Source organism: Pseudomonas sp. LS44, assembly GCF_024730785.1.
In the GTDB taxonomy this organism is placed as follows: Bacteria; Pseudomonadota; Gammaproteobacteria; order Pseudomonadales; family Pseudomonadaceae; genus Aquipseudomonas.
Window position 1 is genome coordinate 4192575 of sequence record NZ_CP102830.1, and the last position, 22078, is coordinate 4214652.

Genomic DNA, 22078 nt, shown 5'->3' on the forward strand with positions numbered 1-22078 from the left:
TTATGCCAGAGGATGCTACGCCTGTGCGAGGCATCTGGTCGTGGCGTCGGCGGCACTGAAAACCCCTGCAAAACGTGGCGCTACCGCGCGCAACCGGGCCGTTCTGGCGTGCCACCCCGCCCGGTTTGGACCGCCGCATCGAGAATGGTTCCGCGCGCCTGCCGCACGGCGGGGTGCGGAGCAGCACCGGCCACGACTGACGCGCCTGGCGGCCGCCCGGCCCGATCAGTGACGGGTATCGGAGGCCGGCTGGACGCCGCCGCCGGCGAACAGCTGGGCGATATCGGTCGCATCGAAGGCATAGCGCTGATTGCAGAACTGACAGTCGATCACCACTTCGCCGCCCTTCTCGGCCAGCAATTGCTCGACATCAGCCTGGCCCAGGCTGATCAGCGCCCGCGCCGAACGGTCGCGCGAGCAGCTGCAGCGAAACTCCAAAGCGAGTGGATCGAAAAGACGCACCGCGTCCTGGTGATAGAGGCGGTGCAGCACCGTCTGGTTGTCCAGACCGAGCAGTTCCTCGGCGCTCAGGGTGTCGGCCAGGGTGGTCACGTGCTGCCAGCTGGCGGCGCGCTCTTCAGCCTCTTTCAGGCGATCGGCAGGCAATTGCTGGAGCAACAGCCCGCGCGCGCGGCTGCCATCGGCGTGCAACCAGAAGCGCGTGGGCAACTGTTCGGAGGAGGCGAAATACTGCGACAGACATTCGGCAAGGTTATGCCCATCGAGCGCCACGATGCCTTGGTAGCGCTGGCCACGGCGTGGCTCGACGGTGATGGTCAGGCTGCCTTCGGGCATCAGCTCGGCCAGACCGCTGCCGGCGCTGACTTGCTCGGCATGGAAACGCGCGATGCCGCGCAGCTCGCGGGCGCTGGAGCATTCGACCATCAGCAGCGGCACGGCGCCGGCCGAGCGCGCCTGCAGGACCAGCAGGCCATCGAACTTCAGGGTGCCGACCAGCAGCGCCGCAGCAGCGAGCATTTCGCCGAGCAACTGGGCGACCGGCTCGGGGTACTCATGCTTGGCCAGCACATGGCGATAGCTGGCGTCGAGCGCAACCAGCTCGCCGCGCACGTCGGAATCATCGAAAAGAAAGCGTTGGGAAAAGTCAGACATGCCGGAGTCGCCGCGAGAAGCCAGGGCCGGCGATTTTAGGCGCAAAGCCGGGAGCGACCAAGGGCCTCTTGTCCAGCGACATGTGGTGGGGCTTTTCCGGTGCTGGTGCGAAGTCTTGATGCGCGGTGGGCTGTGGCTTTTTATCCCCTCGCCCCTCTGGGGAGAGGGTTAGGGAGAGGGGTGTGCGCTCAAGCCCACATGTGTCCGCCTGACTGCCCTCTCCCCCAGCCCCTCTCCCATAAATGGGAGAGGGGAGCACGGCGGCGATACATGTAAGAGGGGGGAGGCACAGCAGCGCCTTCGGTGGCTATCTGCTAGAGCCCCATCAGTTCATGTTCTCGCTCACTGATCCTGCCGATCACGAAAGGTCGACAGATCGCGGCGCTGCTTCTTGCTCGGCCGACCCTCGGTACTCACGCCCAAGGCGCCAGCCTTGCGCTGCGCGGCGGCCTGCTCGCGACGGGCGATGCTGTCGGCGGTCTCGCTGTACAGCATTTGGGCCTCGGGCGCACCGCGGCGAACCACCGAGAGCGCCTGGACGATCACCGTGCGTTCGTCGAAACCAGTACGGATCAACAGCTCGTCACCCACTTTCGGCTCCTTGCTCGGCTTGCAGCGTTCGCCCCGGCAGTGCACCTTGCCACCCTCAATGGCCGCTTTGGCGAGGCCTCGGGTCTTGTAGAAACGCGCCGCCCACAGCCATTTGTCCAGGCGCACCTTGTCGTCGTGTTTGTCGCTCATCGCAGATTCCACCCTCGGCCAGAGCTCAATCGCACAATGAAATGCCACCGCGGTAAACCGCTGGCGCGCGCGGATGCAGTTGTCATGCAGCCCGACTAGAATGCCGACATCTCTTTCACGGTGGCTGGCTCGGTACACTTATTTTGAAGACCTTCGACCACCTTTCGGTAATCGGTTTGCGTGAATGGATCAACCTGCCGGACCTCGGCATGGTCGGTCTGCGCGCCAAGATCGACACCGGCGCCAGCACCTCGACCCTGCATGCCAGCGAAATCCAGACCTTTCAGCGCGATGGCGGAGAATGGGTGCGCTTCACCGCCCACCTCGGCACGCTGGTGCAGCGCCGGCATCGCTGCGAGGCGCCGCTGGTCACGCAGAAAAACATCCGCAGCTCCAACGGCCAGGCGCAGAGCCGCTATGTGATTCGCACTTTGTTGACCCTGGGCGATCGTAGCTGGCAAGTGGAGTTCACCCTGGCCTGTCGCAAGACCATGCGTTATCGCGTACTGCTCGGTTCCAAGGCGCTGGTGCATGGCCAACTGGTGGTCAACCCGGCGTTGACCTACGTCCAAGACAAACCGCTTCTCCCCTCTTCCCCCATCACAGGTGCTGCATGAAGATTGCTGTGCTGTCGCGCAACCCGCGTCTGTACTCCACCCGCCGTCTGGTCGAAGCCGGCGAGCAACGCGGTCACGAGATGGTGGTGATCGACACCCTGCGCGCCTACATGAACATCGCCAGCCACAAGCCGCAGATCCATTACCGCGGCCGCCCGCTGGAGGGCTTCGACGCGGTGATCCCACGGATCGGCGCCTCGGTGACCTTCTATGGCTGCGCGGTGCTGCGCCAGTTCGAGATGCAGGGCGTATTCCCGCTCAACGAGTCGGTGGCGATCAGCCGCTCGCGCGACAAGCTGCGCTCGCTGCAGCTGCTATCGCGCAAGGGCATTGGCCTGCCGGTGACCGGCTTCGCCCACTCGCCAGACGATGTGCCCGACCTGATCCAGATGGTCAACGGCGCGCCGCTGGTGATCAAGGTGCTGGAGGGCACCCAGGGCATCGGCGTGGTGTTGTGCGAGACCGAGAAAGCCGCCGAATCGGTGATCGAGGCGTTCATGGGTCTCAAGCAGGACATCATGGTCCAGGAGTACATCAAGGAAGCCGGCGGTGCCGATATCCGCTGCTTCGTGGTCGGCGACAAGGTGATCGCCTCGATGAAGCGCCAGGCCAAACCCGGCGAGTTCCGCTCCAACCTGCACCGCGGCGGCACCGCCAGCCTGATCAAGATCACCCCGGAAGAACGCATGACCGCGCTCCGCGCCGCGCGGGTGATGGGCCTGTCGGTGGCGGGGGTGGATATCCTGCGTTCCAATCACGGCCCGCTGGTGATGGAGGTGAATTCCTCACCAGGCCTGGAAGGCATCGAGGTGACCACCGGCAAGGACGTCGCCAGCATCATCATCGAATACCTGGAGAAGAACGCCGAGCACGGCCTGACCCGCACCAAGGGCAAGGGCTAAACCTTGATTCGTAGGGTGGGTGTAACCCACCGCCCAGGCTGGATGCGGGTGTTCGGGGTGCTGCCGCCTGGCGGGTTACGCCGCTACGCGGCTAACCCGCCCTACAAAAACGAGGTGCAACACTTCACTGGTCATAGCCAATAAAAAGCCCCGCAGGTGCGGGGCTTTTTATTGGCGGCGTGCTCAGTGGCGGGTTTCGTCCGCCACTTGCGCATCCGCCGGCTTATTGTTGATGAAGCGCTCGAACAGCTGGTTGGCGTTGCCCAGCGACATCAGGTGCGCATAGATCCAGCCGAGGAAGCCGCTCTTGTGCAGGCTCAGCACCTGCTCGTCGGACAGTGCGGCGAACTTGGCCTCGTCGATCGCCTGGAAATCACGCAGCACGAAGCTTTCGCCATTCGCATGGGTCAGTTGCAGGTTGCGCGGGGTGAGCAGTCCCAGCTCGTTGAGAGTCGACACCAGCAGACGGGTACGCTCCATCTCGTGGGTGAAATTCTGCAGGAACTGGATCATCTCGTTGAGGTAGGCGCTGTTCTCGCCTTCGTCGGTGAACAGTTGGCGACCGGCTTCCTCGTTCCAGCCGCTGTAGGCGGCGTCGAAGCAGACGGTGAAATTCTGGCTGGCATCCTGGGCGAGCACGAACGGATAGCGCCGCACGAACGCCGGCACGTAGGTATTCGCTTGCCATTGCTGAGCAGCGTCGAGGTAGGCGTTGTGGCCTTCCTTCAGACCGAGCAAGGCGATCGGCATCAGCTGTTCGCCCTGGCCGATGAACACGATTGGGTAATGCCGCGCGGCCTGGAAGAACTCCAGCCCGGCCAGCGGCACCAGATGCGTCTGCGCGGCGAAAGCGCAGTTCTCGGCGGCTTTGAGCTTGAGGTTCTTGTGCTCGTCACGATTGAGCGCCTTGATTTCCTTGTACAACAACATCGTGGTCATTCCCGTCTCCCCGGAGTTTTGTTTTTTTAACGAATGATCAATTGCGCCAGAACCTGGCCGCTGTCCTGGTCCGGCACCACATCTTTAAGTGTGTTCGCGGCAATCAGGCTGAGGCTCACATGCCGGCCCCAGTCGAAGTTGAGGCCGACGCCAACGCTTTGCAGATCGACGTCGGCGGTGCCCAACTCCATGGCCCGACCGTAATCGAAAAAGATGAAGGGTTGCCAGTGTTCGTTGCCATCCGCACGCCTGCCTCAGACGTGCGTCGAGGTGCGCTGGTAGGCACCCAGCCAACCGGCGAACGTCGCCTCATCCATCGGCTCGCCGAAGTAGTAGCCCTGCCCCAGGGCGCAGTCATGCAGGCGCAGGTGTTCGGCCTGGGCGTGGTTCTCCACGCCTTCGGCGATGCACTCGAGACCGAGGTTGCGGGCGATCACCAGGATGGTCTCCACCAACATGCGGCCGCTGCCTTCATTCTCCAGGTCGCTGATGAAGCTGCGGTCGATCTTCAGGCGGTCCAGCGGCAGGCGCTTGAGGTAAGTCAGCGAGGAATAGCCGGTACCGAAATCGTCGATGGCGAAGCGCACGCCGAGGGCCTTGAGCGCGTGCATCGCGGCGATGCACTGGTCGACGTCCTCAAGCAGCACGCCTTCGGTGATCTCCAGTTCCAGCACGCTGGCCGGCAGGCGATGGCGCTGCAGGCAGTCGCTGACGCGCGCCACCAGCCCCGTCTGGCGCAGCTCGCGCGGGCTGAGGTTGACCGCCAGGACCAGCTGCGGCCACTGCGCGTGCCAGCGCGCCAGTACCGTGCAGGCATTCTCCAGCACCCAGGCGCCGAGTTCCTGGATCAGCCCGGTGTCCTCGGCCAGCGGAATGAACTGGCTGGGCGGAATCTCGCCGCGTTCCGGGTGCCGCCAGCGCAGCAGTACTTCGGCGCCGGCCACTTCGCCGCTGGCCAGCGCCAGTTGCGGCTGGAACACCAGGTGCAGCTGGCCGCGCGCCATAGCCTGGCGCAATTCGCTCTGCAGCAGTAGGCGCTGGTCGATCACTGCCTGCATCTCCGGGGCGAAGAAGTGCAGCGCGTTGCGTCCGCCGTGCTTGGCGCGGTACATCGCGGTGTCGGCCTGCTTGAGCACGTCAGCGGCGCCCTGGGTGCCGAGCGGGTGCAGGGCGATGCCGATGCTGGCGCTGACCGACAGTTCGTGCTGGTCGATCTGGTAGCTGCCGAGCAGGCTGGCGAGCAGCTTCTCGCCGACTTCCGCGGCATGCTCGCCGGCGGCCGCCGGGCTGTCGCCGAGGGCCTCGAGAAGCACCACGAACTCGTCGCCACCGAGCCGCGCCAGGGTGTCCTCGGCGCGCAGACAGCCGGCCAGGCGCGCGGTCACCTCGCGTAGCAGCGCATCGCCGACCGGATGGCCGAGGCTGTCGTTGACGGTCTTGAAGTGGTCGAGGTCGATGAACAGCAGCGCGCCAAAACTGCTTTCGCGATGCTCGCGAGCCATGGCCTGTTGCAGACGATCAAGCAGCAGGCGGCGGTTGGGCAAGCCGGTGAGCTCATCGCTGAAGGCCAGGCGCTCGATTTCGCGCTGGTAGCGCTGGCGCTCGGAAATGTCGGTGACGCTGAGGCGCACCAGCGGCCGCTCGCCGCCGGGCAGACGTACCAGACGCACCTCGCAGGGACGCTGGCGGCCGGCGGCGTCGCGCATCAGCCACTCGAACACCGGCGTCTCGCCCTCCAGGGCGGCGCGCGCATAGGCGCGCGCGACTTCCAGCGAGGGGCGCCCGTCGGGCTGCAACAGCGGGCTGAAGCTGGTCGGCATGCGACCGATCAGCTGCCCGCGCGGCAGGCCGAGCAGGCGCACGGCGTTCTCGTTGGCCTCGACGATGCCGCGCTGGGTGTCGAACATCAGGATCGCTTCCGGGGCGTGCTCGACCAGGGTGCGATAGCGCGCTTCGGCATCGCGCCGCGCGGTGATGTCCTCGACCAACACCAGACAGGCTTCCAGGCAGCCCTGCGCATCGCGCACCGCGCGCAGACTCAGGCGGGTGTAGACCACGCTGGCGTCGGCACGCAGAAAGCGTTTTTCCACTTCGTAATCTTCGCGCGTGCCGGCTTTCACCGCTTCGAACAGCGGCTCTTCAAGCGCCAGGTCGTCAGCGTGAGTGATCGCCGACCAGGTCGAACCGCACAATTCGTCGCGGCTACGACCCAACACCTGGCAGAGCTTGGTGTTGACCTCCAGCCACAGGCGCTGCGGGTCGATCATCGCCATGCCGATCAGCGGCGCCTCGAAGAACAGCCGCAACCATTCGTCACGCTCGCGCAATTGCTCCTCGGCGCGCTTGCGCATGCTGAGATCCTGCAACGCGCCGTAGAGGCGAATCGCCTGGTCACCATCACGCTCGGCTAGACCCTTGATGCGCACGTAGCGACTGTTGCCACGGGCGCTGAGCAGGCGCAGTTCGAGGTCGAACGGCGCATCGTGCTCCAGGGTGCGCGCCAACGCCTGCTCGAATTGCCGGCGGTTTTCGTCGTCGAAATAGCGCAAGGTCTGCTCCAGGCTCGGCGTCACCCCGGAGGGGTCGAGCTCAAAAATACGGAAGCAGCCCTCGCTCCAGAACATGCTGGAATCGCGCAGATTCAGAACCCAGCCGCCGATGTCGGCGATCGCTTCGGTCTGCGCCAGCAGATGGGTCTGGCGCAGCAGCTCCTCGCGGCGCTTGGCCAGTTCCACGCCCTGGGTTTCCCGCGCGCTGACATCATGCTGCAGGGCGACGAAATGACTGATGCCCTGTCCGTCACGCATCGGCGCGAGGATGATCTCGTTCCAGAACAGGCTGCCGTTCTTGCGATAGTTGCGCAGCACCACCTGACACGACTCGCCCTGCTGCAAGGCGCTGCGCAGACGCTGCAGCTCGCTCTGATTGCGGTCCCGGCCCTGCAGGAAGCGGCAGTTCTGGCCGAGAATTTCCTCGCGGGTGTAACCGCTGATGCGCTCGAACGCCGCGTTGCAGTAGATCAACGGCAGATCCGCCTGCCGCGCATCGGCGATGCTCACGCCGGTTGGGCTGGCCTCCAGCGCCACATTGGCCAGCGCCAGTTGCTGCTGGACATCGACGCCGCGACCTAAGGCCATGCGCAGATCGCTGAGGCTGCGGCCGACCAGCAGGGCGGCGAACAGCAACAGCAGCACGCTGACATGCAGCGCACTGATTTGCGGGGCGAGGCCGATCAGCTCATGCATTGCCGACGGCACCAGGGTCAAGGTGGACAGGGCCAAGCCGCTCAACGCGGCTCCACAGAACGCGCCCGGCAAGCCCCAGCGCAAAGCCAGGCCGAGCAGCACCAGGCCCATCAGCGGCAGCGCGAACGGCAGCGGCAGCACGTTGAGCAGCCCCGGCAGGCCCACCAACAGTACCAGCAGCAGCGGCCAGGGCGGCAGGCAGCGCAACGGCTCGGCCAGCGGTAGCCGGCTGCCGCCCGGCGGGGTCGCCACCCAGCCGGGCTGGCGCAACCACAGGGTGCCGTAGGTAAGCAGTGGCGGCGCCACCACCAGAATAATCAGACTATCGAGCAGCCACTGGCTGAGACTGACCGGCGCCCAGTTGTCGACCTGCAGATGGCCACTGAGCAGCAGGGTGGCTTGCAAGCCCAGCGCCAGCAGGGTCACCGGGACCAGCCCGCCGAGCAGGATGAAGCGCAGCAGTTGGTTGATATTCGGCAAGGCGACATCGAAGTCGTCGCGCCGCAGCAACAGCCAGGCGACACCGATAGCCAAGGTTTCCGGCAGTGCGTAAAGCGGCGCCCAGGCCCACGGCAGATTCCACAGCGGCACGCACACCAGGGCGTTCAGATAGACCGCCGGAAGCACCCGCGGCCCCCACCAGAGCACGAACACCAAGCCGAGGGCGAACGGCAGATACCAGAGGGCGATCCCATCGATCTGCTGGGTGAGATAGGAGAGCCAGGAAGCGAGATGGAGCAACGGCAGGGGCAGCCACCAAGTCCATTTGGGTCGTCGGTCGTGAACGGCGAGCATGCTGACCTCTTGTCATTCTGCCGGATCAGCATAGGACATGATCCGCGCGAACATCCTTGAGCGCTCGCGACGGACTGACGCGGAGCCACCCGTCTTAGGTTTGGCGACTGTCCGGCAGGCTTGCCGTAGGGTCGACGACCACTCTCCAGGAGCGCCGCCATGCTGCGCCTGCACATCGTCCTGAGCCTGCTCTTGCTCGCCGGCTGCGCTCGCGACCCCGGCGGCCTGCCGCTGTGGCGCGAGACCGCGGTCGCAGCGCCGAAGCTGCAATACCTCGGCGTCGGCGGCTACCTGCTGCGCTGGCGCGGCGAAGCCCTGCTGTTCGCGCCATCGTTCAGCAACCCGGCGACGCTCGGCCTGCCGCCGCTACGGGTGGTCGCCGACGACGCACGGATCGATGCGCTGATGCCGCCGGCAGCCGACGCCGGCATGCTGCTGGTCGGCCATGCCCACTACGATCACCTGCTCGACGTGCCACGCGTGCTGCTCAAGCACGCGCCGCAAGCGAAGGTCTACGGCTCGAAGACCATGGGCCACATCCTCGCTGCGGTGATCCCACGCTCACGCATCGTCGACGCCGAGACCGACATGGCCCGGGGCCTGACGCCCGGCCGATGGTTCGATTCGCCCCACAAGCGCTTCCGCGTCATGGCCATCGAGAGCGAGCACGCGCCGCACATCGCCGGCCTCAAGTTCCTCGGCGGCAGCTACACGCACGACCTCAAGGCACTGCCCGCCAGTATCTGGGGCTGGAAGGAAGGCCAGACGCTGGCCTTCCTGGTGGACCTGCTCGACACACAGGGCCGGCCGGTCTACCGCTTGCACTACCAGGACGCCGCCAGTACCCCGCCGCTGGGCTTCCCACCGCTGCTGCCGGACGCCAAACGGGTCGACGTGGCAATCCTCTGCGTCGGCTCGTGGAATCAGGTGCCTGGCTATCCGAACGCGCTGCTGCGTTTGCTGCGACCGCGCCTGGCGGTGCTCGGCCACTGGGAGGACTTCTTCGGCAGTGATCCGCAGCAACCGCAGGCACTGCGCTTGCTCGACGAACAGGGCATCGTCGCCGCTACCCGCAGCCACCTGCCGGCCGACGGCCGAGCAGTGATGCCCGTACCGTTCGCCGAAGTGCCGCTCCCCGCGCCGCCACGCTAGCAGGCTGTTGAAAAATGTAGGCGAGGCAGCCGAGACAAGGCAAAAACGGCCGAAAAAGCGCAGTTTACGTGTTGTAAATGAGCATTTTGACTGGGCTCGCACGCGAGGCCGTTTTTAACGCCGTATCGGCAACGCAGGTAGTTTTTCAGCGGCCTGCTAGGCAGCGTCGCGCGGCAGCAGCAAGCCCAGCGGCAGGCACACCCGCGCTTCCAGTCCGCCGCCGGCGCGGTTGCGCAACTCGACGCTGCCGCCATGCTGGGCGGCGATGCGCTTGACGATCGCCAGCCCCAACCCGGTACCGCGTCCGCCACGCGCCTTATCACCGCGGATAAACGGATTGAAGATGTTCTCCAGCTCGGCCGGATCGAGACCCGCGCCGCGATCCAGGACGCTGAGCACCACGTAGGGCGCGCTGCTGTCGGCGGCCACCGAAGCAGCCACCTCCACCGATGAACCACCATGGTTGAGGGCGTTTTCGATCAGATTGTTGAGCATCCGCTTGATCGACACGCGGCGCAGCGGCATGGCCGGCATCGGCTCCACGCACAGGCGCACGCGGGATTCGCCCTGGTTGAACGGCGCCACCACCTCGCAGACCAGATCGGTCAGGTCGGCCTCCTCGACCCGCTCGTCGCGGCCATCACGAATAAAGGCGAGGAACTGGTCGAGAATCGAGTCCATGTCTTCGATGTCGCGGACCATGTCGTCGGTCAGTTCGGAATCATTGTCGAGCAGCTCGAGCGACAGGCGCAGGCGAGTCAGCGGCGTGCGCAAGTCATGGGAGACCCCGGCGAGCATCAGTTCGCGCTCGCGGGCGGCCTGTTCGACGTCTTCGGCCATCTGGTTGAAGGCGCGGTAGACCTCGGTCATCTCGCTCGGCGTGTCGCTGATCGGCAGGCGCACGCTGCGGCCCTGGCCGAGGCCGCGGGCGGCGAACACCAGGCGTTTGAGCGGCGCGCTGAGTTGGCGTACGAAAATCCACGCCGCTGCGGTGGACAGCACGCCGATGGCCAGGAACCAGCCGAGCACGCTCCAGATTTTCTGCCCGCGCAGCGGGTGCGGGTACAGCGGCACCTCGACCCAGCCTGCGCCAAGGCTCGGCGCGCGCACCCACAACGCCGACGGCTGGTGGACGCGCAGGCGCACCTCGGTGTCCGGGCCCAGCTCCATGCGCATCTGTCGTTGGAACACGTCGGTGTATGGCCAGTGGTACTCGCCCGCCGGCGCCTCGTTATCGGCGCGCCAGCGCAGGCCAGCGGCCTTGGCCACTTCCTCGCGCGATTCGGCGTGGGTCGCCCAGTAGGCGCGCAGGGTCAGCGCCGCGCCGTGGCTGTACTGGCGGTCGACCAACACGTCTTCGTTCATCAGCAGATAAACCAGGGTCAGCGCCTTGGAAAACAGCACGACGATCAGCACCAGCCAGAGGGTGCGGGCGAAGAAGCTTTGCGGGAACCAGACTGGGGTTTTCATAACGCGATCACAGGTGAATGCAGGGTGGGTTAGCCGCGCAGCGGCGTAACCCACCGTACGGCCCGGAGGGACGCCAGACTTGAACACCTTTGGTGGGTTACGCCTTCGGCTAACCCACCCTACGACTTATTTGCTGCCATCGGGCACGAACACATAACCGACGCCCCAGACCGTCTGGATATAGCGCGGCTTCGACGGATCGGGTTCGATCAGCCGGCGCAGGCGTGAGATCTGCACATCGATGGAGCGCTCCAGGGCATCCCACTCGCGACCGCGGGCGAGATTCATCAACTTGTCGCGGGTCAGCGGCTCACGGGCGTGCTGGACCAGGGCCTTGAGCACGGCGAATTCGCCAGTGGTGAGCATGTGCGTTTCTTCGCCCTTCTTCAGCTCGCGGGTGGCGAGGTACAGCTGATAGTCGCCAAAGCTGACCATCGCGTCCTCGCTGTCCGGCGCGCCGGGTACCGGGGTGGCCTGGCGGCGCAGCACGGCCTTGATCCGCGCCAACAGCTCGCGCGGGTTGAAGGGCTTGGCCAGGTAATCGTCGGCACCGAGTTCCAGGCCCTGGATACGACTGCTCTCGTCGCCCTTGGCGGTGAGCATGATGATCGGCACCTGGTTGTTCGTCGAGCGCAGCCGCCGGCATGCCGACAGGCCATCCTCGCCCGGCAGCATCAGGTCGAGGACCACCAACTGGAACAGCTCGCGAGCTAGCAGACGGTCCATCTGCTCGACGTTTTCCACCGAGCGGACCCGATAACCCTGTTCGTCGAGGAAGCGCTCGAGCAGGCGACGCAGGCCCGGATCGTCATCCACGATAAGAATTTTTTCGCCTTCAACTGGGGCAATGCTGCTCATACAGGCTCCTTGGAAATCACTCGCCATTATGGCCCAGGCGCCAAACGGCGCGGGCGGCGCATTCGTTAGCAGATTTGTCCCACCATACCCGGCCGCCGGTCATCAGCCCGGCGCATTTGCGAGCGACAGCGGAAGGGCTGGTTATAATGCCGGCCCTTTTGCAGGCTGGGTAACCCCAGATAACCGAGCATCATGGTTATCAATAGCCTGATCGTGGCAAGCGCGGCTTGTCTTTCTTTTGTCAGTGTCAAGGTAGTCATATGTCAGCGAATGTCATGGCCAGCATCAACCAACGTATTGCCGAAGAACTGTCCGGGCTGCCCACTGGCCGCGTTCTGCCGCAACAGGTGGCCGCCGCCGTGGCACTGCTCGATGAGGGTTCGACCGTACCTTTCATCGCCCGTTACCGCAAAGAAGTCACCGGCAGCCTCGACGACACCCAGTTGCGCCTGCTCGAAGAGCGCCTGCGCTACCTGCGCGAGCTGGAAGAGCGCCGCGCCGCGATCCTCACCAGCATCGAGGAACAGGGCAAGCTGACCCCGGAACTGACCCGCGAAATCAACCTCGCCGACACCAAGACGCGCCTCGAAGACCTGTACCTGCCCTATAAACAGAAGCGCCGCACCAAGGGCCAGATTGCCCTGGAAGCCGGCCTCGGTGAACTGGCCGATGGTTTGTTCAACGACCCGAACCTGAGCCCCGAGAACGAAGCGGCGCGTTTCGTCGATGCCGAAAAGGGCTTCGCCGACATCAAGGCCGTGCTCGAAGGCGCCAAGTACATTCTCATGGAGCGCTTCGCCGAAGACGCCAGCCTGCTCGCCAAGCTGCGCGGCTTCCTCAAGGATTACGCCACCCTCAGCGCCCGCCTGGTGGCGGGTAAAGAAGCCGAAGGGGCAAAGTTCAGCGACTACTTCGAGCACGACGAGCCGCTGAAGAACGTGCCGTCGCACCGCGCCCTGGCGATTTTCCGCGGCCGCAACGAAGGCGTGCTGAGCGCTGGGCTGAAGGTCGGCGAGGAAACCGCCGGCACCCTGCATCCGTGCGAAGGCATGATCGGCGAACGCTTCGGCATCAAGGACCAAGCTCGCGCCGCAGACAAATGGCTCGGCGAAGTGGTGCGCTGGACCTGGAAGGTCAAGCTCTACAGCCATCTGGAAACCGACCTGTTCGGCGAATTGCGCGAGAAGGCCGAAGACGAGGCGATCAGCGTGTTCGCCCGCAACCTGCATGACCTGCTGCTCGCCGCTCCGGCTGGCCCGCGCGCCACCCTCGGCCTCGACCCCGGCCTGCGCACCGGCTGCAAGGTCGCCGTGGTCGACGCCACCGGCAAAGTACTGGACACCGCCACCGTCTACCCGCACGCGCCGCGCAACGACTGGGACGGCACTCTCGCGACTCTGGCCAAGCTGTGCACCAAGCATGCGGTCGACCTGATCGCCATCGGCAACGGCACCGCCAGCCGCGAAACCGACAAGCTGGCCGCCGAGCTGGTCAAGAAACTGCCGGGCCTGAACATGACCAAGATCATGGTCAGCGAGGCCGGCGCCTCGGTGTATTCGGCCTCCGAGCTGGCCGCCAAGGAATTCCCCGACCTCGACGTGTCGATCCGTGGCGCCGTTTCCATCGCCCGCCGCCTGCAGGACCCGCTGGCCGAACTGGTGAAGATCGAGCCGAAAGCCATCGGCGTCGGCCAGTACCAGCATGACGTCTCCCAGCTGAAACTGGCGCGCAGCCTGGACGCGGTGGTCGAAGACTGCGTGAACGCCGTCGGTGTCGATGTGAATACTGCCTCGGCGGCGCTGCTGGCACGCATCTCCGGCCTGAACAGCACGCTGGCGCAGAACATCGTCGCCCATCGCGATCAGCACGGCGCGTTCAAGAGCCGCGACGCCCTGAAGAAAGTCCCGCGCCTCGGCGACAAGACCTTCGAGCTGGCCGCCGGCTTCCTGCGCGTGATGAACGGCGACAACCCGCTGGACGCCTCGGCAGTGCACCCGGAAACCTATCCGCTGGTGCAGCGCATCGCCGCCGATACCAGCCGCGATATCCGCTCGCTGCTCGGCGACTCGGGCTTCCTCAAGCGCCTCGATCCCAAGCAGTTCACCGACGAGCGCTTCGGCCTGCCGACCGTCACCGACATCCTCACCGAACTCGACAAACCCAGCCGCGATCCGCGTCCGGAGTTCAAGACCGCCGCCTTCCAGGATGGCGTCGAGACCCTCAAGGACCTCAAGCCGGGCATGGTGCTGGAAGGTGTGGTGACCAACGTCGCCAACTTCGGCGCGTTCGTCGACATCGGCGTGCACCAGGACGGCCTGGTGCACATCTCGGCGCTGTCGGAGAAGTTCATCAAGGACCCGCGCGAGGCGGTCAAGGCCGGCGATGTGGTCAAGGTCAAGGTCATGGAAGTCGACATCGCCCGCCAGCGCATCGGCCTGTCGATGCGCATGAGCGACACCCCCGGCGAGAAAGTCGAAGGGCCGCGTGGTGGCAATCGTGGTAACGCGCCGCGCAGCGAACGGCATGCCCCGGCCGACAAGCCGGCACCCGCCAACGCGGCCATGGCCTCGTTGTTCGCCAACGCCAAGCAAATGAGGAAGAACTGATGGATACGCCAGAATCCAACGCCGGCAGCGCCTTCAGTCGCCTGCTCGGGCTGGAAATCGTTTCCGCCGCAGAAGGCCGCGCCGAAGTGCACATGAAGATGCACGACGGCCTCGGCAACGTGCACGGCAAAATGCATGGTGGCGCGCTGTTCTCACTGATCGACACCGCCATGGGCCAGGCCTGCCACAGCCTGAGCGGCGGTGAAGCGGTCAGCGTCACCCTGGAAAGCAAGATCAACTACATCCGCCCGGTGAGTGCCGGCGAACTGGTCTGCCGCGCCTGGGTACTGCATGCCGGCAAGCGCACTCTGGTGGTCGAGGCGGATACCTATCAGGGCGAAAAACTGGTCGCCAAGGCACAGGCAACTTTTTCGCGGATCTGAATTCGATCGGCGTACTGGCGGCCAACGGCGGGCTGTTCGCTACGCTCCTGAGCGGCCGGCGCTCCGACCCGCCCTGCATCCTGCGTGGCGGTGGCTAGGCAGTCACGTGGCATATGCTCAAACAGGCAGGGCGTACTCGCGAAGCAGTACGCCAATGGCCAGCACTCAGGCGCCGCCACGCTCAACTCGATCTACAGTGCTCGGATAACCGAGCGGTTCACCAGCCTCACCCGCTCAGGCGACCACGCCAGCGTCTCAACCTTGTAGAACACGAAATCCACCCCCATATTGGGGCGACTGCCGTGTGAAGGAATACCATCTTGAGCGAGCTTCTCAACCGCCGTCTGACCCTGCTGGGCGAGCGCCCCAATCTCGATCTGCTCAACCAGTGCCTGCACGGTATCGAGCGCGAATGCCTGCGCGTCGACGCCAATGGCCAACTGGCGCTGACCCCGCATTCGCCGGCGCTGGGCTCGGCGCTGACCCATGCGCAGATCACCACCGATTACTCGGAATCGCTGCTGGAGTTCATCACCCCAACCGAAACCGACCCGGCGGATACCCTCGCCGATCTCGAGCGCGTGCACCGCTTCGCCTACAGCAAGCTCGGCGACGAATACGTGTGGAGCGCCTCGATGCCCTGTCCGCTGCCCAGCGAGGAGGACATTCCCATCGCCCGCTACGGCAGCTCGCACATCGGCCGCCTCAAGTACGTGTACCGCAAGGGCCTGGCCCTGCGTTATGGCAAGACCATGCAATGCATCGCCGGCATCCACTACAACTTCTCGCTGCCCGAAACGTTGTGGCCACTGCTGCAAGCCAGCGAAGGCAACCGCGACAGCGTCCGCGACTACCAGTCGGAAAGCTACATCGCGCTGATCCGCAATTTCCGCCGCTACAGCTGGCTGCTGATGTACCTGTTCGGCGCCTCGCCGGCGCTGGATGCCGGCTTCATGCGCGGCCGCCCACACCAGCTCAAACAGCTCGACGCCGACACCCTGTATCTGCCCTACGCGACCAGCCTGCGGATGAGCGACCTGGGCTACCAGAGCAGCGCCCAGAGCGGCCTGACGCCGTGCTACAACGACCTGGCCAGCTATACCGACAGCCTGCGCAAGGCGGTGTCCACGCCGTACCCGGAATACGCGCGGATCGGCACCAAGCGCGACGGCGAATGGCTGCAACTGAACACCAACGTGATCCAGATCGAAAACGAGTACTACTCGAGCATCCGTCCCAAGCGCGTGACCTACACCGGCGAACGGCCGATCGAGGCGCTGATGGCGCGCGGCGTGCAGTACATCGAAGTACGCTGCCTGGACATCAACCCGTTCCTGCCGCTGGGCATCGACCTGGAGGAAGCGCGGTTCCTCGACGCCTTCCTGCTGTTCTGCGCCTTGCAGGACAGCCCGCTACTGGCCAACGGCGAATGCCACGCGAGCACCGACAACTTCCTCAAGGTGGTCAAGGAAGGCCGTCGTCCAGGCCTGCACCTGCAACGCCGCGGCGCGCCGGTCAGCCTGCAGGACTGGGGGATGGAACTGCTCGAGCAGATTCGCCCGTTCGCCGAGCTGCTCGATCGTAGTCACGGCGGCAGCGCGCATGTCGAGTCACTGGCCGCGCAACACGCCAAGCTCGCCGATCCGGACCTGACGCCCTCGGCCCAGGTCCTCGCCAACTTGCAGCGGAACGGTGAAAGCTTCAGCGCCTTCGCCTTGCGGCAGAGCCGCGCGCACGCCGAATACTTCCGCGGCACACCGCTGGATGCCGCCCAGCAAGCCGAATTCGAAGCACTGGCGCGCCAGTCGCTGGCCGAGCAAGCGGCACTGGAGGTGGAGCAGGTTGGCGATTTCGATGCGTTCGTCGCCAGTTATCAGGCCAGCATCCTCGGTCTGGCGGTTTAGGGTCTGTTAACGCTACTGACACGGCCGCGCCGGAGCCTGTTTTTGCGCGAGGCAAGGCACGAGATGCAAGGTTTGGCATTCCAAATGAGCATCGAGAAACGCAGCATCGCGCAAAAACTGGCCCGTCCCGCAGGGTTGCGCGGGAAATGGCCCCCGCTGTCGTTCCAGGACTTGCCAAGGGAATGACCATTGCCTGCGTCCTGCGCCTAACCGGGGGCCATTTCTCGCTGCAACGCGGCTCGCGTCAGTAGCGTTAACAGGCCCTAGCTCAGCAAAAAAGTCGACCCCGTCACAAACAGAGCACGCGCAGGCCGGGGCGGGATTAGCGGCACAGTCAGCAATGCATGCTCCCGCTACGATAAGTTCTGAGTGAACAACGCGAGCCCGCGCCATGGAGCCTACCGAGGCCCTCCCCGATAACGACCTGCCCACCGATCGCAAGTGGAGCCTGGAAAGCCTCAACAAGGCTTATCAGCAAGGCTACATGGCCGGTCTCACCGGCCATCCGCCCAAGCAACAGTCCTACGGCGCCGAAGTGCTCGCCGCCGCCTGGGAAGCCGGTTGGGATGACGGCGAAGAGCAATACCAGCGCCTGCTGAAAAGCGCCTGAAGCCACACCTTGGGGGTTTCTCCCTGATCGGGATGGGTCGAGCGCAGCAGCGATGCCCATCGAACCGACTGCGCCAGGTCGTAGGGCGTACTCGCGCAGCAGTACGCCAAGGCGGCAGAAATGTGCGGCGGACTGTTCGCTACGCTCCTGAGTCCGCCCTACAGCCAACCCACCCGAATCCTCAGTAGCCCGGATGCAATCCGGGAACCGGCGCGCGATACGCCGGCTCCTTTCACATCCCAACCGCACGTCTCCTGCTGCCTACAGCGCCTTATCGAAAATCTTCGAATTGCGCTGATAGTTGTACAGCGAGGCGCGGGCCGTCGGCAGGTGTTCCACGCTGCTGGGCACGAAGCCGCGCTCGCGGAACCAGTGGGCGGTGCGCGTGGTGAGCACGAAGAGTTTCTTCAAGCCTTGCGCCCGAGCGCGTTCTTCAATGCGCTCGAGCAGTTCGTCGCCGCGCTTGCCGTGCCGATACTCTGGACTCACCGCCAGGCAGGCCAGCTCGCCGCAATCGGAATCGGCGATCGGATACAGCGCCGCACAGGCGATGATCAACCCATCGCGCTCGACAATGCTGAACTGCTCGATTTCGCGCTCCAGCACTTCCCGCGAGCGGCGCACCAGGATGCCCTGCTCTTCCAGCGGGGTGATCAGATCAATCAGCCCACCGACGTCCTCGATGCTCGCTTCACGCAGCGACTCGAACTGCTCCTGGGTCACCAGCGTGCCGCCACCGTCGCGGGTGAACAGCTCGGTGAGCAACGCACCATCCTCGACAAAGCTGACGATATGACTGCGCGGCACACCACCGCGACAGGCCTCGGCCGCGGCGTCGAGCAATTCCGCCTGATAGCTGTTGCCGAGCCGCTGCAGATGCGCGGAGGCCTGTTGCGGACGCAGTTCACGGAGCAGCTTGCCACTGTCGTCCAGCACGCCTTGTTCGGCGCCGAACAGCAGTAGCTTTTCGGCACCCAGCTCGATGGCGGCGCGGGTCGCCACGTCTTCGCAGGCGAGGTTGAAGATTTCCCCGGTGGGCGAATAACCGAGCGGCGAGAGCAGCACGATGGCGCGCTCGTCGAGCAGCCGGCCGATGCCCTTGCGGTCGACCCGGCGCACTTCGCCGGTGTGGTGGTAGTCGATACCCTCGACCACGCCGATCGGCCGCGCGGTGACGAAGTTACCGCTGCTCACGCGCAACCGTGCGCCCTGCATCGGCGAGGCGGCCATGTCCATCGACAGGCGCGCTTCGATGGCGATGCGCAAATGCCCGACCGCGTCGATCACACAGTCCAGGGTGGCGCTGTCGGTAACCCGCAGATCACGATGGAAATGCGGCGTCAGCCCTTGCGCGGCCAGGCGCGCCTCGATCTGCGGGCGCGAGCCGTGGACCAGCACCAGGCGCACACCGAGGCTGTGCAGCAGCACCAGGTCATGGACGATGTTGCCGAAATTCGGGTGGGCAATGCCCTCGCCGGGCAGCATGACCACGAAGGTCCGCTCCCGGTGAGCGTTGATGTAGGGCGAAGCGTGGCGAAGCCAATTGACTGATTCGGTCATGAAAAAACCTGTGGGGCGGAACTCGAGTGCTCCCCTGGGCGAGTCGTCGCCAAGGGGCCGAGGGAGCCGGCAGGGCGCGCTCCCTACCCGTCTACCGCACGCGGCAGAGGGGCCAATTCGTATTCATCGTCGCAGCACAGGTGGCTCTCCGCTCAATTGTGGGGGCTCAGGCAGTAATGCTGGATCAGCTGGCGCAACAGTGTCACGGTCGGTTGCAGGCGCGCCAGTTCCAGGTATTCGTCCGGCTGGTGGGCGCAGGCGATATCGCCCGGGCCGAGCACAATGGTCTCGCAGCCAAGCTGCTGAAGATAAGGCGCTTCGGTGCCGAATGCCACCGACTCGGCGGTGTGCCCGGTCAGCCCTTCGGCGACCCGCACCAACTCACTGGCGGCCGGCTGCTCGAACGGCGGCACCGCCGGGAACAGCGGTGCGTAGTCGATGCGCACCTGATGCTGCTCGGCGAGCGGCTGCAATTTGGCGCGGATCGCCGCACGCAGCTGTTCCGGCTGCATGCCCGGCAGCGGACGCAGGTCGAACTCCAGCGAGCACTTGCCACAGATGCGGTTGGGATTGTCGCCGCCGTGGATGCAGCCGAGGTTGAGGGTCGGCTGCGGCACGCTGAACTGCGGGTTGTGGAATTCCTGCTGCCACTGGCCACGCAATTGCTGCAAGGCGCCGATGGCATCGTGCATGGCTTCCAGGGCGCTGTGGCCGAGGCTCGGATCGGAGGAGTGACCGCTCTGTCCGAGAATGTCGATGCGCTCCATCATCACGCCTTTGTGCAGGCGAATCGGCCGTAATCCGGTCGGCTCGCCGATCACCGCGACCCGCCCGAGTGGCCGGCCAGCGGCGGCCAGGGCGCGCGCCCCAGCCATCGAGCTTTCTTCGTCGCAGGTGGCGAGAATCAGCAGCGGCTGCTTGAACGGCTGATTGAGCAAGGGCAGCAGCGCCTCGATAATCAGCGGGAAAAAGCCCTTCATGTCGCAGACGCCGAGGCCGACCCAGCGGCCGTCGGTTTCGGTCAACTTGAGCGGATCGCTGCGCCACAACGCCTCGTCGTACGGCACGGTATCGCTGTGCCCCGCCAGCACCAGGCCGCCGGGGCCGCTGCCGTAACTGGCGAGCAGATTGAACTTGCCGGGCGAGATTTCCTGCAACTCGCAACGCAGGCCGAGGTCGCCCAACCAGCCGGCCAGCAACTCGATCACCGCGCGGTTGGACTGGTCCAGCGCAGGCTGGGTGCAGCTCACCGAGGGCGCGGCGATCAGCGCGGCGAATTGTTCTTTCAAGGACGGCAAGGGCATCGGCGGTCTCCAGCGAATGGACCCATCATAGAGACAAAGCGGGCCGACGGCAGCGGCGAACGTAGATTCGTAAACCGTAGGGTGGACTCAGGAGCGTAGCGAACAGAGCGCCGCCGGCATCGCGGCATGGCCCAGCGATTGGAGGCGTACTGCTGCGCGAGTACGGCCTACGGGTCTGACGTAGATTTTTTGTAGGAGCGGATTTATCCGCGATAGCCGGCGCCGCAGATCGCGAATGAATTCGCTTCTACCAAGACGCTGAAACCAGCTTTGGGTGGGTTACGCCTGCGGCTAACCCACCACAAAAGCATGGCCCGGCAAGCGGCGGGCTTGTCCTGTAGACTTTCCGGTCTTGGCAGCCGTTCCGCGCTGCGTCCGAATTGTCCCGCCCATGAACAAAGAAACCGAGATCAAACTGCGTGCCAGCCGCGCCACCCTCGCCGCACTGCGCGAGCATCCACTGCTGAAAAAGCGTAACAAGGCGGGCTGGCAGCAGCGCGAGCTGACCAACCAGTATTACGACACCGCCGCGCGCGATCTGGCCCACGCCAAAGTCGCGCTGCGCGTGCGACGTGACGGCGACACCTATATCCAGACCCTGAAAAGCCGCGGGCAGAGCGTCGCCGGACTGTCCGAGCGCAACGAGTGGGAATGGTATCTGGACAGCCCCGAGCTGGACCTCTCGAAACTCGACGACACCTGCTGGCCGGCGAGCCTCGCCGAGCTGGACAAAAGCCTGATCCAGCCGGCCTTCAGTACCGATTTCCTGCGTGAATTCGCCGAAATCGCCTGGGGTCGCGGCAAGACCAAGGTCGTCATCGAAGCGGCGCTGGATCTCGGCAAGGTACTCGCCGGCGGTCAGGAAGAAGAAATCTGCGAGCTGGAACTGGAGCTGCGCCAGGGCGAGCCCGAGGCGCTGCTGGAGCTGGCCGCCGAACTGGCCGCCGATCTGCCGTTGATGCCGTGCGACATCAGCAAGGCCGAGCGTGGCTATCGGCTGTTCGATGCCGACAGCTACAGCGTGAACCTGCCGGCACCGGCGCTGCACGCCGAACAACCGCTGGATGAGGCGTTCGCCGCGCTCGCCTGGCACCTGCTGGGCAGCAGCCAGCGGCTCGCCGAGCAGTACCGCTTCAATGGTCACTGGCGCCTGCTGGTCGATTGGGTCGGGCAGCTCGTCGACCTGCGCGCCCTGCTCGCCAGCCTCGGCCAAGCCGCGCCACGGGTCGCCAGCCACGACTTGCGCGTGAGTCTCGACGCGCTGCTGGAAGACTGGCGACCGCGCATCCTCGCCGGCCAGGAGGATGAACAGGTGCGCCACGCCGCGCCGCTACAGTTCGCCAACGAGCTGAACGGCACGCGCTGGGGCCTGTTCTCCCTGCAGGCCTCGCAATGGTTGCTGCAGCAACGCTGGACCGCCCAGCGCAGCAATCGTGGCAACCGCCAAGGCGCGGCGCCACTGAGCAATTGGCTGGCGCACCTATTCGGCGAAGAAGGCGCCGCGTTGCAACTCAAGCGCTATCAGCGTCAGCCGGAAGATCTCGGCGAGCAACTGCCGCGCCTGGAGCGTCTGCTGGTGTGGCTGCGCCTGGCGCGCAATGTGTTGGAGGTCGTCGAAGTCGACCGCCTGTATGGCGAACTGAACAAACTCGCCGACCTCGCCAGCCAGCCGCTGTCCGCCGAGTTGCTAGATGCTCGCACCGCCCAGGCCCATACTGTGGCGTCGCTCAAGGCCTGGAAAGCGCTGGTGGCATAAGCTCACGACGACTAGCGTAGGGTGGAAAACCGCGAAGCGTTTTCCACCGGGTGGCGATCCACCGGGGCCATCCGCGAGGATGGTCGCCCAGCAACAGCCGGTGGATGTAAAAAGCGACATCCA

At 65.1% G+C, this 22078-nt stretch carries 17 protein-coding genes; 8 read left to right on the forward strand and 9 right to left on the reverse strand.

Annotated features, from left to right (window positions below; translation table 11 throughout):
* Positions 1-225: 225 nt before the first annotated feature.
* The gene (hslO, locus tag NVV93_RS18825) at positions 226-1113 is read right to left on the reverse strand and encodes an Hsp33 family molecular chaperone HslO (protein ID WP_258252188.1); all 888 of its coding nucleotides are present in this window, start codon (positions 1111-1113) and stop codon (positions 226-228) included.
* A gap of 342 nt (positions 1114-1455) precedes the next feature.
* Positions 1456-1854: an RNA-binding S4 domain-containing protein gene (locus tag NVV93_RS18830; protein WP_258252189.1), complete on the reverse strand. Its 399-nt coding sequence runs from the start codon at positions 1852-1854 to the stop codon at positions 1456-1458.
* Between the two features lie 209 nt (positions 1855-2063).
* Between NVV93_RS18830 and NVV93_RS18835 the strand changes: the two genes are divergently transcribed.
* Together NVV93_RS18835 and rimK are read left to right on the forward strand one after the other, a co-directional pair.
* The gene (locus tag NVV93_RS18835) at positions 2064-2471 is read left to right on the forward strand and encodes an ATP-dependent zinc protease (RefSeq protein WP_258254416.1); all 408 of its coding nucleotides are present in this window, start codon (positions 2064-2066) and stop codon (positions 2469-2471) included.
* Entirely contained in the window at positions 2468-3373 is a 906-nt protein-coding gene (rimK, locus tag NVV93_RS18840; protein WP_258252190.1) for a 30S ribosomal protein S6--L-glutamate ligase, read from the forward strand. The genes NVV93_RS18835 and rimK overlap by 4 nt, the downstream gene beginning before the upstream one ends.
* Positions 3374-3556: 183 nt before the next feature.
* Here rimK and NVV93_RS18845 read toward each other — a convergent pair whose 3' ends face one another.
* The 3 genes from NVV93_RS18845 to NVV93_RS18855 form a co-directional block, all read right to left on the reverse strand.
* The gene (locus NVV93_RS18845; RefSeq protein ID WP_258252191.1) at positions 3557-4312 is read right to left on the reverse strand and encodes a SapC family protein; all 756 of its coding nucleotides are present in this window, start codon (positions 4310-4312) and stop codon (positions 3557-3559) included.
* A 26-nt stretch (positions 4313-4338) separates the two neighbouring features.
* Entirely contained in the window at positions 4339-4503 is a 165-nt protein-coding gene (locus NVV93_RS18850; RefSeq protein WP_258252192.1) for a hypothetical protein, read from the reverse strand.
* Positions 4504-4566: 63 nt separating this feature from the next.
* Positions 4567-8352 (reverse strand): EAL domain-containing protein, encoded by a 3786-nt coding sequence (locus tag NVV93_RS18855; protein ID WP_258252193.1) that lies wholly within the window; start codon positions 8350-8352, stop codon positions 4567-4569.
* A gap of 159 nt (positions 8353-8511) precedes the next feature.
* Between NVV93_RS18855 and NVV93_RS18860 the strand changes: the two genes are divergently transcribed.
* Positions 8512-9504, forward strand: a complete 993-nt coding sequence (locus NVV93_RS18860) for an MBL fold metallo-hydrolase (protein ID WP_258252194.1) — start codon at positions 8512-8514, stop codon at positions 9502-9504.
* Between the two features lie 156 nt (positions 9505-9660).
* Here NVV93_RS18860 and NVV93_RS18865 read toward each other — a convergent pair whose 3' ends face one another.
* A complete protein-coding gene (locus NVV93_RS18865; protein ID WP_258252195.1) occupies positions 9661-10974 on the reverse strand; it encodes an ATP-binding protein in 1314 nt (437 codons plus the stop codon).
* Positions 10975-11100: 126 nt separating this feature from the next.
* Complete coding sequence (gene ompR, locus NVV93_RS18870; RefSeq protein WP_258252196.1) at positions 11101-11832, reverse strand: two-component system response regulator OmpR; 732 nt, start codon at positions 11830-11832, stop codon at positions 11101-11103.
* A 275-nt stretch (positions 11833-12107) separates the two neighbouring features.
* On the opposite strand from ompR, the gene NVV93_RS18875 reads away from it, so the two are divergent.
* From NVV93_RS18875 to rmf, 4 genes are all read left to right on the forward strand, one after another.
* A complete protein-coding gene (locus NVV93_RS18875) occupies positions 12108-14438 on the forward strand; it encodes a Tex family protein (protein WP_258254417.1) in 2331 nt (776 codons plus the stop codon).
* A complete protein-coding gene (locus NVV93_RS18880; RefSeq protein WP_258252197.1) occupies positions 14438-14821 on the forward strand; it encodes a PaaI family thioesterase in 384 nt (127 codons plus the stop codon). Before NVV93_RS18875 ends, NVV93_RS18880 begins: the two co-directional genes overlap by 1 nt.
* Before the next feature lie 320 nt (positions 14822-15141).
* Entirely contained in the window at positions 15142-16725 is a 1584-nt protein-coding gene (gene gshA / locus NVV93_RS18885; RefSeq protein WP_258252198.1) for a glutamate--cysteine ligase, read from the forward strand.
* Positions 16726-17116: 391 nt separating this feature from the next.
* Positions 17117-17335, forward strand: coding sequence for a ribosome modulation factor (rmf, locus tag NVV93_RS18890; RefSeq protein ID WP_258252199.1), 219 nt, complete (start codon positions 17117-17119; stop codon positions 17333-17335).
* 261 nt (positions 17336-17596) lie between these two features.
* Here the strand turns inward: rmf and argA are convergent, their stop codons facing one another.
* Both argA and argE read right to left on the reverse strand, forming a co-directional pair.
* Complete coding sequence (argA, locus tag NVV93_RS18895) at positions 17597-18895, reverse strand: amino-acid N-acetyltransferase (RefSeq protein WP_258252200.1); 1299 nt, start codon at positions 18893-18895, stop codon at positions 17597-17599.
* Between the two features lie 152 nt (positions 18896-19047).
* Positions 19048-20199 (reverse strand): acetylornithine deacetylase, encoded by a 1152-nt coding sequence (gene argE, locus NVV93_RS18900; protein WP_258252201.1) that lies wholly within the window; start codon positions 20197-20199, stop codon positions 19048-19050.
* Positions 20200-20590: 391 nt separating this feature from the next.
* Here argE and NVV93_RS18905 point away from each other — a divergent pair, with 391 nt between their 5' ends.
* Positions 20591-21955: an inorganic triphosphatase gene (locus tag NVV93_RS18905; RefSeq protein ID WP_258252202.1), complete on the forward strand. Its 1365-nt coding sequence runs from the start codon at positions 20591-20593 to the stop codon at positions 21953-21955.
* Positions 21956-22078 lie beyond the last annotated feature (123 nt).

What these genes read in the sequence shown, in the direction of transcription:
- hslO (WP_258252188.1), bottom strand. Translation starts at nt 1,113, where the DNA reads ATGTCTGACTTTTCCCAACGCTTTCTTTTCGATGATTCCGACGTGCGC.
- NVV93_RS18830 (WP_258252189.1), bottom strand. Translation starts at nt 1,854, where the DNA reads ATGAGCGACAAACACGACGACAAGGTGCGCCTGGACAAATGGCTGTGG.
- NVV93_RS18835 (WP_258254416.1), top strand. Translation starts at nt 2,064, where the DNA reads ATGGTCGGTCTGCGCGCCAAGATCGACACCGGCGCCAGCACCTCGACC.
- rimK (WP_258252190.1), top strand. Translation starts at nt 2,468, where the DNA reads ATGAAGATTGCTGTGCTGTCGCGCAACCCGCGTCTGTACTCCACCCGC.
- NVV93_RS18845 (WP_258252191.1), bottom strand. Translation starts at nt 4,312, where the DNA reads ATGACCACGATGTTGTTGTACAAGGAAATCAAGGCGCTCAATCGTGAC.
- NVV93_RS18850 (WP_258252192.1), bottom strand. Translation starts at nt 4,503, where the DNA reads ATGGAGTTGGGCACCGCCGACGTCGATCTGCAAAGCGTTGGCGTCGGC.
- NVV93_RS18855 (WP_258252193.1), bottom strand. Translation starts at nt 8,352, where the DNA reads ATGCTCGCCGTTCACGACCGACGACCCAAATGGACTTGGTGGCTGCCC.
- NVV93_RS18860 (WP_258252194.1), top strand. Translation starts at nt 8,512, where the DNA reads ATGCTGCGCCTGCACATCGTCCTGAGCCTGCTCTTGCTCGCCGGCTGC.
- NVV93_RS18865 (WP_258252195.1), bottom strand. Translation starts at nt 10,974, where the DNA reads ATGAAAACCCCAGTCTGGTTCCCGCAAAGCTTCTTCGCCCGCACCCTC.
- ompR (WP_258252196.1), bottom strand. Translation starts at nt 11,832, where the DNA reads ATGAGCAGCATTGCCCCAGTTGAAGGCGAAAAAATTCTTATCGTGGAT.
- NVV93_RS18875 (WP_258254417.1), top strand. Translation starts at nt 12,108, where the DNA reads ATGGCCAGCATCAACCAACGTATTGCCGAAGAACTGTCCGGGCTGCCC.
- NVV93_RS18880 (WP_258252197.1), top strand. Translation starts at nt 14,438, where the DNA reads ATGGATACGCCAGAATCCAACGCCGGCAGCGCCTTCAGTCGCCTGCTC.
- rmf (WP_258252199.1), top strand. Translation starts at nt 17,117, where the DNA reads ATGGAGCCTACCGAGGCCCTCCCCGATAACGACCTGCCCACCGATCGC.
- argA (WP_258252200.1), bottom strand. Translation starts at nt 18,895, where the DNA reads ATGACCGAATCAGTCAATTGGCTTCGCCACGCTTCGCCCTACATCAAC.
- argE (WP_258252201.1), bottom strand. Translation starts at nt 20,199, where the DNA reads ATGCCCTTGCCGTCCTTGAAAGAACAATTCGCCGCGCTGATCGCCGCG.
- NVV93_RS18905 (WP_258252202.1), top strand. Translation starts at nt 20,591, where the DNA reads ATGAACAAAGAAACCGAGATCAAACTGCGTGCCAGCCGCGCCACCCTC.